This is a genomic window from Streptomyces pyxinicus (assembly GCF_024753135.1).
GTDB lineage: Bacteria > Actinomycetota > Actinomycetes > Streptomycetales > Streptomycetaceae > Streptomyces > Streptomyces pyxinicus.
In genome coordinates this window covers 38,306-54,565 of record NZ_JANUGP010000012.1, presented here as the reverse complement: position 1 = coordinate 54,565, position 16,260 = coordinate 38,306, and the positions used below count along the sequence as shown (strand labels likewise).

Genomic DNA, 16,260 nt, shown 5'->3' with positions numbered 1-16,260 from the left:
AGGCCCCGGACACCCGCCGCCAGGTGTCCGGGGCCCTCGTCGTTCTCCGGGGAGAGGGCTCAGCTGGCGGTGGGGTGGGTGTTGGCCCAGCGGTCCGACAGCTTCGGTATGCGGTGCTCCAGCATCTTCGACGGCAGCTCCGAGCGGCTGGCCACGTTGAGCTTGCGGTAGACCCGGGTGAGATGCTGCTCGACAGTGCTGATGGTGACGTGCAGCCGGGTGCTGATCTCGCGGTTGGTGTAGCCGAGCGCGGCCAGCCCCGCGACCCGGCACTCGGCGTCGCTGAGCAGGGCGGGCGCGGCCTCGGCCGCCGGGCTCTCGGTCCGCGCCGGCTCCTCCAGCAGGTGCGCGTCGACCGGCGACTCGATACGGCAGGCCTCGGCCTCGGTGGCCGCCTGCCGCGCCACCAGCCGGGCGCGGGCGTACTCGCCCAACTCGTAGTGCGCCGCCGACAGATCGGCGTACGCCTGGGCCAGCGCGTAGCGGTCACCGCACGCCTTGAGCAGATCGATCGACTCGCGCAGCAGCGAGGCCCGCCGGTGCGGCTTGCAGGTGGCGGCGAGCAGCCGCAGCGCTGTGGCGCGGGCCCGGGAACTGTGCCCGCCGGGCAGCCGCAACTGCTCCTCCGCCCACTCCCGCGCGGTACGGGCCTTGCCGATCCGCAAATTGGCCAGCGCCAGGTCGGAACGCCAGGGGATGCCCTTCTGGAGGCTCGGGTTGCCCTCCCGGAGCAACTGCCCGCACGCCTCGAAGTCGTTGAGCGCGGCGAACGGCCGCCCGGTGGCCAGTTGGTGGTGCCCCCGGGCGCGCAGGTACTGGATCCCGAACACGGTCCGGAACATCGCCTCCGGCACGTCCTGGCCGAGCAGTTCCTCGGCACGGGCGTAGGAGCCCATCGCGGTGTGCGCGAAGACCGCCGTCGACAGCGGCAGACCGATCAGCACCCCCCAGCTCGGGGCACGCAGCGTGCCGAGCGCCGCGTGCGCGGCCTGCGCCGCGGTGGTCACGTCGCCCCGCAACAGGGCGATCTCGGCCCGGATGGCGCCCAGGACGGCCTGCCAGGTCGTCGCCCGCCGCTCCACGGCGCGCTGGAGAAGGGCGTCACAGACCTGCGCCGCCGTCGCCGGCCGGTCCGCGTGCGCGATCGCGAGCAGCGACATCGCGACCAACTCCAGGTTGAGATAGTCGAGTTGGTAGCCCTGGAGGGCCTGGGCGAGAGCGGCGGCCGAGTCGTCCGTGGCCTCGCCGCCGACCAGCGCCGCGACCCGGGCGGACAAGGCGCCGGTCCCGGCGGCGGTACGGGTGTGCACGGGGCGTCGGCGCGCCTCCGAGCCCCCGCCCTGACCGGACCTGCCGGGCAGGGCGACGCCGTAGAACCACTGTCGTACGAATTCCACCTCGGCGACGACCTGGGCGTCCGCCGGCGACTGCGCGTGGACGAGGCTGGCGATGGTCTGGACGGCCAGCTCGGTGTCGCCCTTCCACAGCATGTACCGCAGCACGGTGGCGGTGTCCCGCATGGTCAGCCGCCCCTCCAGGGCGGCCTGGCGTAACGGCTGGAGGTGGGGTCCGGCCGCCGCCGGGTTGGTGCGCCACTGCGCCCGGGCGAGGGCCGCCGACAGCGCGTGCCGTTCGCCCTCCTCGGCGCACTCGCGCAGGACCAGGCCCAGATAGGCGGTGCAGCGCGCCACGTCGTCGGCGGCCAGCGCCTGCTCGGCAGCGGCGCGCAGGATTCCCGTGCCCCAGCCGCCGGGGACCAGCCCGGCCGCGTGCAGATGACGTGCCACCTCCAGGGCGGACGCACCCGAGCGGTACAGGGCGTGCGCGATCCGGCCGTGCAGGTCGGCGCGCTCGCCGGAGTCCATGTCCTCCAGCACCGCCGCGGCGCCGGTCGGGTGCCGGAAGGAGTGCCCGTCCAGCAGGCCCGAGGAGTTGAGGGCGTCCACCGCCTCCTGGACACCGGCCGGCGTGGTGCCGGTCAGCTCGGCGACCGGGACGGTTCCGGTGGCACAGCCGAGCGCGGCGAGCACCCGGGCCACCCGGAGGTGTCCGGTGTTGCCCCGGTGCAGCAGGGACAGCACCGCCTGGCGGTAGGCGGAGGCGGCGACGGGCGGCCCGATCTCGGGGCCGAGCCGGGTGCTGTCGTCGAGCAGCGCGTGCACCAGGAGCGGGCTGCCGGCGGTGGCCCGGTGGTAGGCGTCGCGGACCTCGTCCGGCACCGGCCGTCCGGCCTGCGCGGCGAGCAGCTCGCCGACGTGCGCCTCCGGCAGCGGGGCCAGCCGGATGCGCCGGTGCGGCAGGCGCAGCAGCTCGGTGTGCGCCGCCGAGCGGACCCGGCCCAAATCCCCCGACGTCGCGCACACCACGAGCACGCTCCGGAGCCGGCCGCGGCGCAGCAGCTGGACGAGGGTCCGCAACGAGGGCCGGTCCATGGCGTGGGCGTCGTCCACGGCGACGACGAGAGGACGCCCGTCGTCCGCCAGCCGCAGCAAATCCTCCGCCTCCGCGCTCACCTCGGGCGAGGGCGCGCCCGGTTCCGGTCCCCGGGCCCCGGCATCGCGCGCGAGCTGCGCCAGCAGACTGCTGGGCCGGTCCCGCTCCTCCGAGCCGGCCGTACCGGCGAGTATGCGGGCATCGGCCCTGTCCAGCGTGGTGAGGAATTCGTGCAGCAACTGGGTCTTGCCCGATCCCGGGCCGCCCGCGATGATCACGAGCCGGCCGTGCCCCCGCGCGCTCTCGGTGAACGCTTCACCCAAAGCGCGCAGTTCTCTCGAACGTCCGAAAAGATGCATCGTAGGATCCCCCCTGATTCCTTTTTCGAGTGCGGTCGTGCACCGCTTTCCCGTGTGCCGGGACGATGCCGGGCGACGGTACGGAAAGGATTCTGTGAAGGCCGTGACGCCTTCACGAAGGCGGCGCGCCGGACTTTTCCCGGTGTGGGCGAACGGCCCGTGACGGGCTGCGGAACAAGGGCGGAACCGGTCGGTCAGGCCGTCCGTCCCCACCCGGGTGCGCCCCGGGAATTCGGCCACCTATTTCCGGCCGTCTGCTGTGTTTCCGGATTCCGCTTTTTGCCGGGATTTTCCGGGTGGCCGACCGATCAACAAGAGAAGCTCATAGCAGAAAGGAACGCTAGCTGTCTAGAACAACCGTGTCAACCGGGTCTCCTCGGCCTCCCTTGCCTACCTCTCGGACAGTCCGCGTGTGTGCCCCTTTACAGTCATTTAATTTACTGGCCAGTCAAAGAAAGGGACCGGACGCGGCCAATCGTGACATCGGTCACGAGAAAGCGCTTACTGCGCCCGCTCGGGCACCACGGGTCACCTGGAAACCCCCTGCCCTTCCGGTTCCGCTTTCCCGGCTGCCCACCGCTCGGGTGGCGATCGTCATACGACGCTCCGGGCGCCCCTGTCCGAAACCGGCACCGTCGACCGTGCCGACCGGGCGGCCACGACCTGTGCCTTCCCGCACCGGCCGCACGCGCACCCGGCCACGCGCCCACGGCAGCCGGCCGAGGGCGCCGCCTCGACGCACCGAACCAGCCAAAGGTCAGTCGGTCGGGCGCCTCGGATCCCGCAGGGGCTCACGGGCCTCACGGGTGGGGTCCTTCACCGGAGCCTGTTCCTGAACGGAGCCGGGGGCGTCCCGGTCCGGAGCGGCCGGGCTCCGGGGGCTCTGCGGGGGCGGCGGCGGGTTCTGGTCGCCGGGGGCGCCGGCGCCGGCCGGCGGCAGCCGCAGGGCGAGCAGGGCGGTGTCGTCACCGCTGGGCGAGAGCCGTTCCAGCAGTTGGTCGCAGAAGACGTCGACGGTCGTCTCGGGCAGCCCCCGGGCCAGGACGCCGGCGTGGTGGCGGAGCTTGGCCATACCGGCGTCGATCGGGCGCCCCCGGCTCTCGACCAGACCGTCGGTGTAGAAGAGCAGGGTCGCCTCCGGCGGCAGATCCTCGTGCGTGTCCGGCCAGCTCAGCCCCAGGTGCAGGGTGGCGCTCATGCCGATGAGCGGCCCGTGTCCGCCGGTGAGGAAGCGGGTCTCCCCCTCGCGTGTGACCAGCAGCGGCGGCGGATGGCCGGCGTTCACCCAGCGCAGCCGCCACGGCCCGCCCTCCGGGCCCTCGACCCGGGCGAAGACGAGGGTGGCCATGGGAGCGTCACTGGTGTGCGTCACCGCCTCGTCCAGCCTGCGCATGATCATGCTGGGCGGCTCGACATGCGTCCAGGCCAGCGCCCGCAGCATGTTGCGCACCTCCGCCATGTGCGCCGCCGCCTGGAGGTCGTGGCCCACCACGTCCCCGATGACCAGCGCCATGACCCCGTCCGCGAGCAGGAAGGCGTCGTACCAGTCGCCGCCGATCTCCATGGCGCTCTGCGCGGGCAGATAGCGGGCGGCCATCCGCAGATGGTCGACCTGGGGCAACGGGGCGAGCAGCTGACGCTGCATCGTCTCGGCGACGTCCCGCTGCTCGTCGTAGAGCCGGGTGTTGTCCAGGACCAGGGCCAGCCGCCCGCTGATGTCGGCGAGGAGGCGTACCTCGGCCTCGCCGAGGCCGGGGCCGTCGCCGCAGCGGGCGACGGTCAGCATGCCGTAGTCGCGCCGGCGGGAGTGGACCGGGACCACGGTGGCGCAGGCCCCGCCCAGTTGCTGGAACAGGACGCGGTGGCTCGCGGCCAGCGGCGCGCGGGCACGGTGCACCTCGTCGGCGGTCACCCGGAACGGCTCGTCCCCCCGGGCGGCCTCCCGCCGCTGCCGCTCGGCCGGCTGGGGCAGCGGTCCCTCCAGGCGCTTCGCCAGGTCGGGCTGGGCCGGGACGCACACGGCGACGCGCTCCAGGGCCCCGGACCCGGCCGCCACCAGGTCGAGGGCGGCCCAGTCCCCGAGGTCGGGCACCAGCAGCGGCAGCAGCCGGTGGGCCACGGCGCCGGCGTCCATGCTGGAGATCAGCGCGGTGGAGACGTCCGCCAGGAGGTTCAGCCGGTCGGTCAGCGCCTCCAGGGCGGCCATGTGGGCGGCCGCCCGTCGCTCGGCGTCACGGTGCGCGCTGTAGTCGCTGAAGACGACCACCAGCCCGGCCTGCCGGTCCTTGAGCGCGAGGGGCGTGGTGGTCCAGATGATCGGCACGGTGGTGCCGTCGCCCCGCAGGAAGTACTCGTCGCTGCCCTCCTCCGCGTCCCGGTTGCCCAGCAGCGGGGTCCGCAACAGGCACCGCTCACGGGGCACGGGGCTGCCGTCCGGCCGGCGGTGCAGCAGGTCGTGCGCGTCACGGCCGAGCATGTCGGCCATCGTGCGGGCCAGCAGCCGCTCCGCCCACGGGTTGACGTAGGTGATGAGCCCGGCCGAGTCCATCGTGAAGACACCCGCGCCGAGGTCGCGCAGGACGGTTCCCGCGAAGTCGGGATCCAAGGCCTCGTCCGATCCGGTCATGCGCTACCGCTCCTCGTGGCCCGGCTTCCTTGTAGCAGACCACACCGCGCACCTCCCGGCGACAGTGGTGCGCTGCCCGGGCGTACGGGCCCCGTCCCGGATCGGCATCGGCGTCGGCAACGGCGTCGGCGTCGGCGTCGGCAAGATCCGGTCATCTCGGCAGTGCCCGGCAGGCGGGCCCGGTGCCCGCCCCATGGTCGAGCTTCGGACGATCGAGACGACCGGCATTCGGCTCCACATCGCCGAACAGGGCGCTGGGGGAGGAGACGGCGTGTGCCGTGGAGCGACCGCTGCCGCACGCAGCCCGACGCCGCCCCGCACACGACGGCCGCCGGCACTGCACGATCGCCGTGCCGGCGCCCGCGTCATCTTGCGGCCGCGAAGGGTGAGTCACGGGCAGCCGGTGCCGGGATCGGGACGAGCGCGGGCGGGAGTGACGGCATCGGTCGCGGGTGACAGCGGATGGCCTCGGCGGGCAGGATGAGGCCGGTCGCGCGCAGGGCGTGGACGCGGGTGAGGAAGGCCGCGCCGTGCAGCAGACGGGCGGCGACGACGGCGGCGCGGCGGTGCTGCGGCTCGGCCAGCGCGGTGCCGGCGGTCCACGCGTTGAAGGCGCCCATGGCGGGGCCGCACCAGATCTGCCAGTGCGCGGCGTGGTCCGTCTCTCCCCGGGTGGCCCGGCGTGAGGCCATGGCGAGATACCAGCGGAACACCAGCGCCATCCGGTGCTTCGCGTCCCCGTCCGCGCGGGTCAGTTCGTGCGGGGCCCGGGTCCGCAGGAACGCGGCGGTCTCTTCCCACACTTCGGTCAGCGGCCGGCCCAGGACGGTGGTCTCCAGGCGGCGCACCTGGTGGGCGGGGAGCGCGTCGAGGCCGTCGTGGTCGCGGTAGAGGCGGTAGAGGTAGCCGGCGTGCTGGGCGAACCGCGTGCCCCTGGTGAGGACCTGGACGGTACCGCCCTGTTCGAACAGGTCCGCGGCCGGGGCCATGGTCACGTCGGTGGGCCCGGCCTCGGCCAGCAGCCGCTTGACCTCGGCGGAGGTGCCCGCCTCGACGCACGCCTGGTTGACGGAGCCGGTCACCACGTAGTCCGCGCCGGCGGCGAAGGCCGCGGCGACCGCGTGCGGGGTGCCGATGCCGCCGGCGGCCCCGATCCGCACCGGTGGGCGGTCCGGTAGCGCGAGGTCGTCGCGCAGGGCCGCGATCAGCGGGAGGACCACGGTCAGCGGCCTGCGGTCGGTGTGGCCACCGGAGTCGGCCTCCACGGTGACGTCGTCGGCGACCGGTACCCGGTCCGCCAGGGCGGCCTGTTCGGCGCCGATGTGCCCCGCCCGGACCAGTTCGGCCACCAGCGCCGCGGGCGCGGGGCACAGGAAGAGCCGGGCGATCTCCGGGCGGGAGACCTTGGCGATCAGGCGGTGCCCGGCGACCACCGACCCGTCCGGGCCCCGGCGCAGCCCGCTGAGCCGGTAGCGCAGCAGGTCCGGGGTGAGCTGCACGAAGGCGGACGCCTCCACGCAGCGCACGCCGTGGCGCAGGAGGAGATCGACGCAGTGCCGCTCCAGCTGGGGTGCGCTGGGGCTGTGGATGAGGTTGCAGGCGTACGGCCGGCCGTCGAGGAGTCGGCGCAGCTCGCTCAGGGCGTCGTCGAGCCGGTCGGGTGCCAGGCCCGCGGCGCCGAAGGAGGCGAGGTACCCGGCGCGGGCCAGGGCCGACACCAGGTCGACGGAGGCGATACCGACGGCCATGGCACCGGCCAGGTAGGCGGCGGCGACGCCGTGATGGGCGCGGAAGGCGGGTGCGCCGAGCCGCTCGACGGGGAGGGGTGGGGCGTAGGCGAGCAAAGGGCGCGCCGCGGTGGGCCGGTCGTGGGTCAGCCGGGGGTCGTGCGGCGGGCCGGTGACGTAGCAGGGGCGGTCCAGGGCGTCGAGGACGGCCCGCAGCTCTGCCGGGCTCTGCGGCGCGGTCACCGGGCGTGTCCGGTGCCGGTGCCTTCTCCCGCCAGGCGTACCTGGTGGCGGGCGATGGCGTGGTGGGCGGCCAGCACGGCCGCGTGGGCCCGCTGGATCTGCTCGGTGAGCAGGAGGGCGGAGGCGCGGGGCGTGCCGGTTGCCGTGATCAGGGCAGGTGCGCCGGGTGCGGGAGCGGCGGTGCTCGTCGGTGCGGTGTCCTCGGCGAGCAGGGTGTGCAGCGGGGTGCCGTCGAAGGCCAGTTCAGACACGGAGGGCACCTTCCGGGGTGGTGGGGCCGGTGCTGGGGGGCGTCGGCGCGGCGGCCTGTACCGGGCGGGCGGCCGAGGACGGCGATGTCGGAGCCGCCGGCGTGGTGCTCGCGCGCAGGCGGGACAGCATCTCGTCCGGGGTGAGGTTGACGAGGGTCACACCGCTCCAGCGCTGGAGGACCTCGCCGCCCGGGGCGCAGGCCGTCACGGTGCAGTGGGCGTCCACCGGGGTGGTGCCCTCCAGTTCGGCGACGACCAGGAAGGGCGCGTCGTCGGGCAGCGGGGCGAACAGTTCCACGCTGCGGACGCTGAGCGGGGCGCAGGCCCGCTGGTGGTGGGAGCGCACCAGCAGTGCCGCGGCTTGGAGCAGCAGGTCGCTCAGACCGGGGTCGTACAGCGGGGTGGCGAAGGCACCGGCGGACAGGGCGGGGGCCGGCATCCGGGCGCCGAGGACGAGCCGGTCGTGGGTCTCGGACAGGACGTCGCGCAGACCGGTGAGGGCGCGGCCGTGGAAGAGGAAGCCCTCCTCGTAGGCCGGGTGGGGCGGCCCCCCGAGGCGGCTCGCGGGAAGTGTGAGGGGAACCGGTGGTGCCGGGGGTTCGGTGCTCCAGGTGTAGTCGGCCTCGTAGAAGAGGCGCGGCGGCCCGTCGGCGGCCTCGATGGTGAGGTGGGCGCCGGTGCCGTGTTGGTTCCGTACGGCGACCGCGGTGACCAGGTCGGGCTGGCTGCCGTCGAAGAAGAGGCCGCGGCGCACCCGGAAGTCGTGACAGGTATGGATGCGGGTGTGGCCGCCGAGGGCCCGTTCGAGGACGTTCAGGCCCCAGCCGACGGCGGCGGTCAGGGGCAGCAGCGGGACACCGCTGAAGCTGTGGTCGCGCAGGACGGATTCGTCGCGCGTGCCGCGCAGGCAACGGGTGGCGCGGACGGTGTCCGGGAGACGGTCGGTGCGCCGGACCGGGGCGGTGGTGGGGCCGATCACCGCGACGGCGTCCGCGGCGGAAGCCGTCCGGGTGAGATCCAGCAGCTGGGCGCAGCCCTCCGTGCGCGTGAGGACGGGTACGCCCTGGCTGCGGAACAGCTCGGCCACGGGGGTGGCCATCCCGCCGTCCCAGGGGCCCCAGACCAGCGAGGTGACCCGGGTGGCGGGCCGGGCGGCCTTGACCGCGCAGGCGTAGCGGACCAGGGACTCGTTGGCCAGCGCGTAGTCGGACTGGCGGATGTTGCCCCAGTAGCCGGTGATCGAGGAGAAGACCATCAGATGGCGTAGCCGGTCTTGGTCGAGCAAGCCCATCAGCTGGTGCAGGCCGGTGAGTTTGGTGCTCACGACGCGTGCCACGGCATCCGGTGTCTTTTCGCGCAGCGGCTTGTCACCGAGGACACCGGCCGCGTGGACGATGCCGGTGATGCGCGGGACGTGTGGGGCGAGAGCCTTCGCGGCGGCGCCGGGCTCCAGGAGGTCGGCGCTGACGTAGTCGACGGTGACGCCGTCGGCGCGCAGCTCGGCGAGGAGCTGGGTGATCTCCGTCGCGCGCGCGTCCGGACCGTGCGGAGTCCCCTGCCACGCGGACGGCAGGGGAGTGCGGCCCAGGAGGACGAATCCGCAGCGGTGGGCCCGGGCGAGGGCTCGGACGCACCAGGCGGTGATGCCGGAGGCGCCGCCGGACACGAGCAGGACATCGTCCTCGCTCAGACCGGGGGTGGCGGGGTCCTGCGGCAGGACGCTCGCGTCCGGTTCGGCGGCGAGTGCCGTGGTACGGCGGCCGGACCGGTCGTGGCCGGCCTCCCGTACGTCGGTCGCGGTGTCGGCCAGCTCCGCGAGGAAGGTGCCGGCGGCCTCCGGGCCGCTGAGGGCGGGGTCGAGGTCGAGGGCGCGGCAGAACAGCGTGGGCGCCTCCAGCGCCACGGTCTTGACCAGTCCGGCCAGTCCGCCGGCGAGCGCGGCGATCGGGTCGCCTCCGGAACCGCGGTGTCCCAGGGCGCCGTCGAGCCGGGTGACGGTGAGGAACGCGGCCCGGCTTCCGGTGCGGGCGCTCTCCTCCAGGCCCGGGCAGGTGTGCTTGGCGAGCAGGACACTGTGCTGGAGCCGCGCCACGAGGATGTCCGGGTCGGCGTCCGCGTCTCGGTCGACCGGCTGGAGGACCAGGTGCGGCGGGCCGTCCGGGGCGGTGACGGCGCCCAGCCCGGCGGTGAGGGCCGCTTCGCTCCAGTCGGCCAGCACGTGTCGGCCGTCCCGGGGCGCGGTGCCGGGCAGGCCGAGGTGGCGTACCTGCCAGCCGGAGGTGCGCAGCGCGTCGCCGAGCGTTGCCGCGAGGGACCCGCCGTCGTCGACGAGCAGGGCCCGGCGGTCGGCGGGGAAGAGGGTGTCGCAGGTGTCGGGCGCGGGCAGCCGGCGCAGGGTGACGTAGGTGCGTGCGACGGGGGGCGGGCCGCTGTCCTCCGGCCCGACGCCCCAGGTGATGGCGCTGGTCCCCTTGTCGGCCAGGATCGAACGGAACTTCTGGCTCATTTCGCCGACCGTGCGCGCCGAGCTGAACTCGAACAGTTGCTCTCGGCTGATGACGGGGTAGCGCTGCCAGATCGCGGAGGCGATCTCGACCTGCTTGAGTGAGTCGATGCCGAGGTCTTCCTGGATGTACAGGTCGGGTTCGAGCTGGTGTGCGTCGTAGCCGGTGCGTTCGGCGATGATCTCCAGGAAGGCTCGTTCGACCTCGGCCGGGGCCAGGTCCTCCAGGCCGGTGGGCGTGTGAGCGGCCGAGGGATTCTCCGCTCCGGTGCCGTCGCGCAGGGAGCGTACGGCCCCCCAGCGGTCGCCGGAGTCGCCGCGGTCGCCGTCGGCCGGTTTGCGGCCCGCCGGGACGGCGGCGTGGGGATGCTCCGATGCCCTGTCGGAGAAGTGCTCGTACCCGGCTTCCGCTGCGGTTTCCGGTTCGGCCGGGCTGACGTGCGGGGCCGCGGTGCCGGCGGCGGTCGGCGTGAGCAGGGTGGTGACCACCTCGCCCGCCCGGGTGTGGGCCTCGCCCATGGCCAGGCCGTGCTGGGTGAGGGCCTGGACGGCCTCGAAGAGCGGCGCGGCGTCGCCGCCCCCGTGGGTTGCGGTGTCCAGCAGCCGGGTCAGCTCCTGGGCGGTGTGCAACTGGCTGTCGAGGTACCGGACATGGGCGTCGAGATGCGCCGCTGCCGCCTCCGCGAGCGTGGCGTGGACGCCGGGTGCCGGCTGCCGTGGGGACGGCCTGGCTGACACCGCCGCCGGAGCCGGAGCGGGGCCCGAGGCCGGGGGTGCCGGGGAGGGCAGTGCCGCGCGGGCGGCTTCCTGGCGGTCCTGGAAGGCGAAGTTGGGGCCGTGCAGGGTGCGGGTCACCGTGGACACGGGGTCAGGAGCCGGGGGCGGCGGCGCGTCGTAGCGGTTGATGCCGGTCAGGGGCAGGCCGAGCACGGCCAGGCGCAGGGCCGCCGACTTCAGGGCCGCCGCCGAGTCGCCGGCGCGGTCGGCCGTGTCGCAGGAGACGACTCGCACGGGCCGCCCGGCGAGCGTACGCCTGACCAGTCCGGCGAGGATGTTCCGGGGCCCGAACTCCACGAACACGGTGACGCCGTCGTCGTGCAGCTCCCGCAGGCGGCCCGCGAAGTCGACGGGTGCGGTGAGCTGGTCCACCAGGGTCGCGCGGTCGGCGTCGGCCCCCCTGCCGTAGCGCGCCCCCTCGGCACCGGCGTGGACGGCAATGGCGGGAGCGGCGAACGGAGTCGTGGCGCAGGCGGCGGCGAAGGGCGCCCGGGCGTGGGCGACGAGCGGGGTGTGGAAGGCGGCGGCCACCGGCAGGCGCAGCGCCGCGACGCCGGCCGTACGGCAGACGTCCAGGAACGCCTCGACGGCGGGCGCCGGTCCGGCCACCACCTGCTCGTCGGGCGCGTTGGCGTTGGCCATCCGCACCTCGGGATGGCTGTCGAGCAGGTCCCGTACCCGCTGCGGGCCGGCGTGGACGGCGGCCATGGCACCGGCGTCGCCGCCCTCGGCCGCGGTCGCGGCCAGGGCGGTGCCGCGCGCGCGGGTGAGGGTGAGGAATCCGGCGCGGTCGAGCACGCCCGCGGCGTGCAGGGCTGTGACCTCGCCGTAGCTGTGGCCGAGGACGGCGCACGGGGCGAACCCCAGCTCCGACAGGAAGTCCCACTGTCCCAAGGACAGTGCCCCGACCCCCAATTGGGCGTGGTCGGGGCGACGCAGGCGGTCCTCGGCGGCCCGCTCGCGTTCGGCCTTGGGCGGCGGGAAGACGGCGTCCGCGAGGGTGTCGCCACCGTCACAGAGGGCGTTGGCGTCGTCGAAGGCACGGCGCACCGCGGGCACGGCGAGGGCCGCGGCGGCGCCCATGCCGACGTACTGGCTGCCCTGCCCGGCGAACAGGGCGGCGGCGCGGACCTCGCCGGCGAGCGCGTGGCGCCGGTAGTGGATTCCGTCGGGGTGCTCCCACTCCTCCTGTCCGGGTTCGGCGCGCAGGTGCCGTACGGCCGAGTCGAGCAGGTCGCCGTAGCGGTCGCCCGGGGGGCAGACGAAGCCGATCCGGGCGTGCCCGGCGGGTGCGGGTGCCGGGTCCGCCGGTGCGCCGGACGTCAGCTTGGCGAGCAGGAGTTCCGGGGTGGCGGCGTGCCACAGGTGGGCGGCCGGCAGCTCGTGGGCGGCCCGGGGAACCGGCGGGGCACCGTCGGGCAGGTGTTCCTCCAGTACGGCGTGGTAGTTGACGCCGCCGAAGCCGAACGCGGAGACACCGGCCCGGCGGACGGGCCGTTCGGGGTCGCGGATCCAGGGCCGGGTGCGGGTGCTGAGGTAGAGGGGGGTGCCCGCGCGGGTCAGGGCAGGGGCGGGGGCCGTGACGCCGATGGTGGGCGGCAGCACCTTGTGGTGCAGGGCGAGTACCGCCTTGATGAGACCGGCCGCGCCCGCCGCCGCTTTGGTGTGCCCGACCTGGGACTTGACGCTGCCGACCGCGACGCTGGCGGGGCGCGCGCCGGACGACACGAGGGAGTCGAGCGCCTCGATCTCCACGCTGTCCCCGGCGGGAGTGCCGGTGCCGTGGGCCTCGATGAGGCCGACGCTGTGCGGGGGGCAGCCGGCGTCGTCGTAGGCGGCGCGCAGGGCTCGCAACTGGCCCTGGCCGCAAGGGGCGTAGATGCTTTTGGCGCGTCCGTCGCTGGAACTGCCCAGGCCGCGCAGGACGGCATAGACGCGGTCACCGTCGCGTTCGGCGTCGGCGAGCCGCTTCAGGACCAGCATGCCCAGGCCTTCGCCGAGGAGGGTGCCGTCGCTGTCGGCGTCGAAGGGGCGCACCCGGCTGCTCGGGGACAGCGCCGGGGTCTTGCTGAAGCACATGAAGGTCAGCAGGCCGTTGTCGGCGTCGGCGCCGCCGGTGATCATCACATCGGCGCGGCGGGAGAGGAGTTCGTCGGCGGCGGCGCGGACGGCGGCCAGGGAGGAGGCGCAGGCGGCGTCCACGGTGTGGTTGACCGCGCCCAGGTCGAAGCGGTTGGCGATGCGGCCGGAGACGATGTTGCCGAGGGTGCCGGGGAAGGAGTCCTCGGTCCACTCGGGCAGGGACCCCAGGAAGTCGCCGACGAGCGCGTCGGTGTCAGCCGGCGACAGGCCGCGGCGCAGTGCGATGTCGCGCACGTGCCCCGCCCACAGCCGGGCGGCGAGCGGGATGAGAGTGGAGTTGACGCCGCACACGCCCAGGACGACCCCGGTGCGGGCGGGATCGTGCCACCGGTCGCGTCCGTGGGCGGCGTCGCGCAGCGCGGCCTGCGCGACGCGCAGGCTGAGCAGTTGCACCAGCCCTACGGAGTCCACGCTGCGCGGCGGCATCCCGAAGGCGAGGGGGTCGAACCGCTGGGGGGCGAGGAAGCCGCCGCGCCGGGCGTAGACCTTGTCGGGGGCGAACATGTCCGGGTCGTAGTGTTCCTCGACGTCCCACCAGGCGGCGGGTACCTCGCCGGTGCAGTCACGGCCGGCCACCACCGCGCGCCAGAAGCCCCGCAGGTCGTCCGCTTCGGGGAACATGCCGCCCAGGCCGATGACGGCCAGCGGGTCATGTGCCATACGGCGGTCGGGTTCGATCATGACCGGTGTACCTCGCTTCACGGCATGGGGTGCGGGGACGCGACCGGGCGGGAAGGCGGCGCAGCACGAGGCCGCCGAGCCGGGACGCTGCCTTAAACGACGGCTTCGCGTCCCGGGTACGCGCGGCGGCGGCGAGTGCGGGCGTAAATCACCTGGTCGGCGGAGCGGAGGAGGTCTGCCCGGCGGTGTCCGCCCGTTCGGGCGCCGACGCGTGCGGTACCGGCAGTGCCGGTCCTGGGGACTGAGCGGCCACGGCTCGGTGCCAGGTGTCCAGGCCCAGCCGCCCGCGCAGCCGTGCCAGTCCGCGCGGTGCCCACCAGTTGGCCGTTCCGGTGAGGACCAGCAGGGCCGGGACCAGGACGCCGCGCACCACGGTCGCGTCGACCAGGACCGCCAGCGCCAGGCCACACCCCATGAGCTTGAGCAGGGTGATGCCGGAACCGGCCAGCGGGAGCAGTGCCACCGCGACCACAGCCGCCGCCGCGGTGATCACCCGACCGGTGGAGGAAACCGCACCGAGCACGGCAGCGCGGTGGTCGCCGTGCCGCCGGTACCCCTCCTCGACCCGGGAGACCAGGAAGAGTTCGTAGTCGACCGACAGGGCGAACGCCACGGCGAACATCAGCACCGGCACCGACGTCTCCAGCTCCCCGGTGACGGTGAAGTGCCCGAGCAGACCCCGCAGATGACCTTCCTGGAACACCCACACCATGGCCCCGAACGAGGCCCCCAGGCTCACCGCGCCGGTCAGCACCGTCTTGAGCGGGATGAGGACCGAGCCGGTGAACAGGAAGAGCAGGAGCAGCACGCCGGCCACGATCAGGGTGCCCGCGAGGGGCAGGGCGCCGAGGACGGCGTCCTGGGTGTCGAGGACCCGGGCGGGCCGCCCGGCGACACGGGCCCCGCCGCCCGGCGCGGGCAGCGCTCGCAGACGTTCCACGAGGGCGCGGTCGTGTGCCGGCCCGTGCGCGGGCAGGACGGCCAGCCAACTGGCGCCCTCGGCGACGAACGGCAGCGAGTCGGGGCCGGCCTGTGCGACCTGGCGCCCCTCGCGATAGGTGCCGGTTCCGGTGACGACCTCCCGCACGTCGCCGAGCGCGGACACCCGGGTCGCGTACGCGTCGAGCCGGTCCGCCTGCTCCAGCGCGTCGACATGGGGCAGGACGACGGCGAGCGTGCGGTTCCAGGGCAGGTCGAACTCCGCCTCGACGCGCCGTGCGGTGGCGTGCGACTCGGTGGCGGCGGGCAGCACCCGCTCGTCGGTGGCGCCGAACCGCACCTGCGCGAACGGCAGTGCCAGGGTCGCCAGGAGGACGACCGCTCCCAGGGCGGCCCACAGGGGCCGTGCGGTGGCGGCACGGGCGATCCGCGACCAGAGTGCCGAGCCGTCGGCCGGACCGCGCCGCAGCCGGGCGAACAGGTCGCCGCCCACGAGGCGGTCACCCAGGAGCACGAGCAGGGCGGGCAGCACGAGGACCGTGGCCAGCGCGGCGCACACCACCACGCTCACCCCGGCCACCGTGAGCGACCGCAGGAATCCCACCGGGAACAGCAGCAGCGTGCTCAGGCACAGGACGACGGTGGCCGCCGAGTAGCGCACGCACCGCCCCACCGTGCGCAGGGCGAGCACGACGCACTCGGCGGGGTCGGCGTGCGTGCCGCGCTCCTCGCGGTACCGGGTGACGACGAACAGGGCGTAGTCCACGGCCAGTCCGAATCCCAGCGCCGTGGTCACGTTGGCCGCGAACACCGACACCGGCATGAAGAGCAGTACGACCCGCAGCACGGCGAAGGCCCCGGCCACCGCCAGCGCGCCGATCAGCACCGGCAGCAGGGCCGCGGCCACCGAGCCGAACGCGAGCAGCAGCACCAGGGCCGTCAGAGGTGCGCCGATCAGTTCGGCGCGGAGGAGTTCGGTCCGGCTGAGCTGGGTGGCCTGGGCCATGACCCAGGCCGTCCCGGTGGCGCTGACCTCGACCCCCGGCCGGTGCCGGGTGAGGTGCGGGACGAGTGCGGCGGCGGTGCGCGCGGCCTGGTTCTCGTCACCGCGCAGGTCCAGGGTGATCAGTGCGGAGCGGTGGTCGCCGGACAGCAGCCGTTCCTGCCCCGTCGTCCAGTACGACAGAGCCTCGCGCACGCCGGGGCGGCCGGCCGCCTCACGGGTCAGGGCCCGCCCGAGCGCGGCGGCCGGCCGGCCGGTGGCCGGTCCCGGGAAGCGCGCCAACAGGACGACGTCGGGCACAGGGGCGTCGAAGCGGCGGGCCAACTCGCCCTCGGCGCGGACGGCTTCGGTGCCGGAGGCGATGTAGCCGCCGCTGGAGAAGGCGCCCGTGCCGCCGACGGCGGCGAGCACACACAGCAGTCCGGTCACGGCCGCCGCGCACACCACCCGCCAGGGCCGGGCGACGACGCGACGGACAAGGGCCTCGGACCACGGGGTACGGCCGGAGGGGACACGGGCTGACGGTGGGGTTCGCTGTGGCATGTTGGCCCCTTCTCGGTGCCGGGGGCGGCGCCG

6 protein-coding genes are annotated in these 16,260 nt (G+C 74.6%); all 6 read right to left on the bottom strand.

Translation table 11 applies throughout. The annotated features are described in order from the left end of the window. Nucleotides 1-59: 59 nt before the first annotated feature. Nucleotides 60-2,792 (bottom strand): helix-turn-helix transcriptional regulator, encoded by a 2,733-nt coding sequence (locus NX794_RS17825; protein WP_258779541.1) that lies wholly within the window; start codon nucleotides 2,790-2,792, stop codon nucleotides 60-62. A gap of 757 nt (nucleotides 2,793-3,549) precedes the next feature. Beyond that, entirely contained in the window at nucleotides 3,550-5,418 is a 1,869-nt protein-coding gene (locus tag NX794_RS17820) for a SpoIIE family protein phosphatase (RefSeq protein ID WP_258779540.1), read from the bottom strand. A 365-nt stretch (nucleotides 5,419-5,783) separates the two neighbouring features. Continuing rightward, nucleotides 5,784-7,388 (bottom strand): PfaD family polyunsaturated fatty acid/polyketide biosynthesis protein, encoded by a 1,605-nt coding sequence (locus tag NX794_RS17815; RefSeq protein ID WP_258779539.1) that lies wholly within the window; start codon nucleotides 7,386-7,388, stop codon nucleotides 5,784-5,786. Continuing rightward, nucleotides 7,385-7,639, bottom strand: a complete 255-nt coding sequence (locus NX794_RS17810) for a hypothetical protein (protein ID WP_258779538.1) — start codon at nucleotides 7,637-7,639, stop codon at nucleotides 7,385-7,387. The genes NX794_RS17815 and NX794_RS17810 overlap by 4 nt, the downstream gene beginning before the upstream one ends. Next, a complete protein-coding gene (locus tag NX794_RS17805) occupies nucleotides 7,632-13,742 on the bottom strand; it encodes a type I polyketide synthase (protein WP_258779537.1) in 6,111 nt (2,036 codons plus the stop codon). The genes NX794_RS17810 and NX794_RS17805 overlap by 8 nt, the downstream gene beginning before the upstream one ends. Before the next feature lie 148 nt (nucleotides 13,743-13,890). After that, nucleotides 13,891-16,227, bottom strand: coding sequence for an MMPL family transporter (locus NX794_RS17800; RefSeq protein WP_258779536.1), 2,337 nt, complete (start codon nucleotides 16,225-16,227; stop codon nucleotides 13,891-13,893). Between the last annotated feature and the right edge of the window lie 33 nt (nucleotides 16,228-16,260).

Coding starts and splice junctions, on each gene's coding strand:
- NX794_RS17820 (WP_258779540.1), bottom strand. CDS start 5,418: ATGACCGGATCGGACGAGGCCTTGGATCCCGACTTCGCGGGAACCGTC.
- NX794_RS17800 (WP_258779536.1), bottom strand. CDS start 16,227: ATGCCACAGCGAACCCCACCGTCAGCCCGTGTCCCCTCCGGCCGTACC.
- NX794_RS17825 (WP_258779541.1), bottom strand. CDS start 2,792: ATGCATCTTTTCGGACGTTCGAGAGAACTGCGCGCTTTGGGTGAAGCG.
- NX794_RS17805 (WP_258779537.1), bottom strand. CDS start 13,742: ATGATCGAACCCGACCGCCGTATGGCACATGACCCGCTGGCCGTCATC.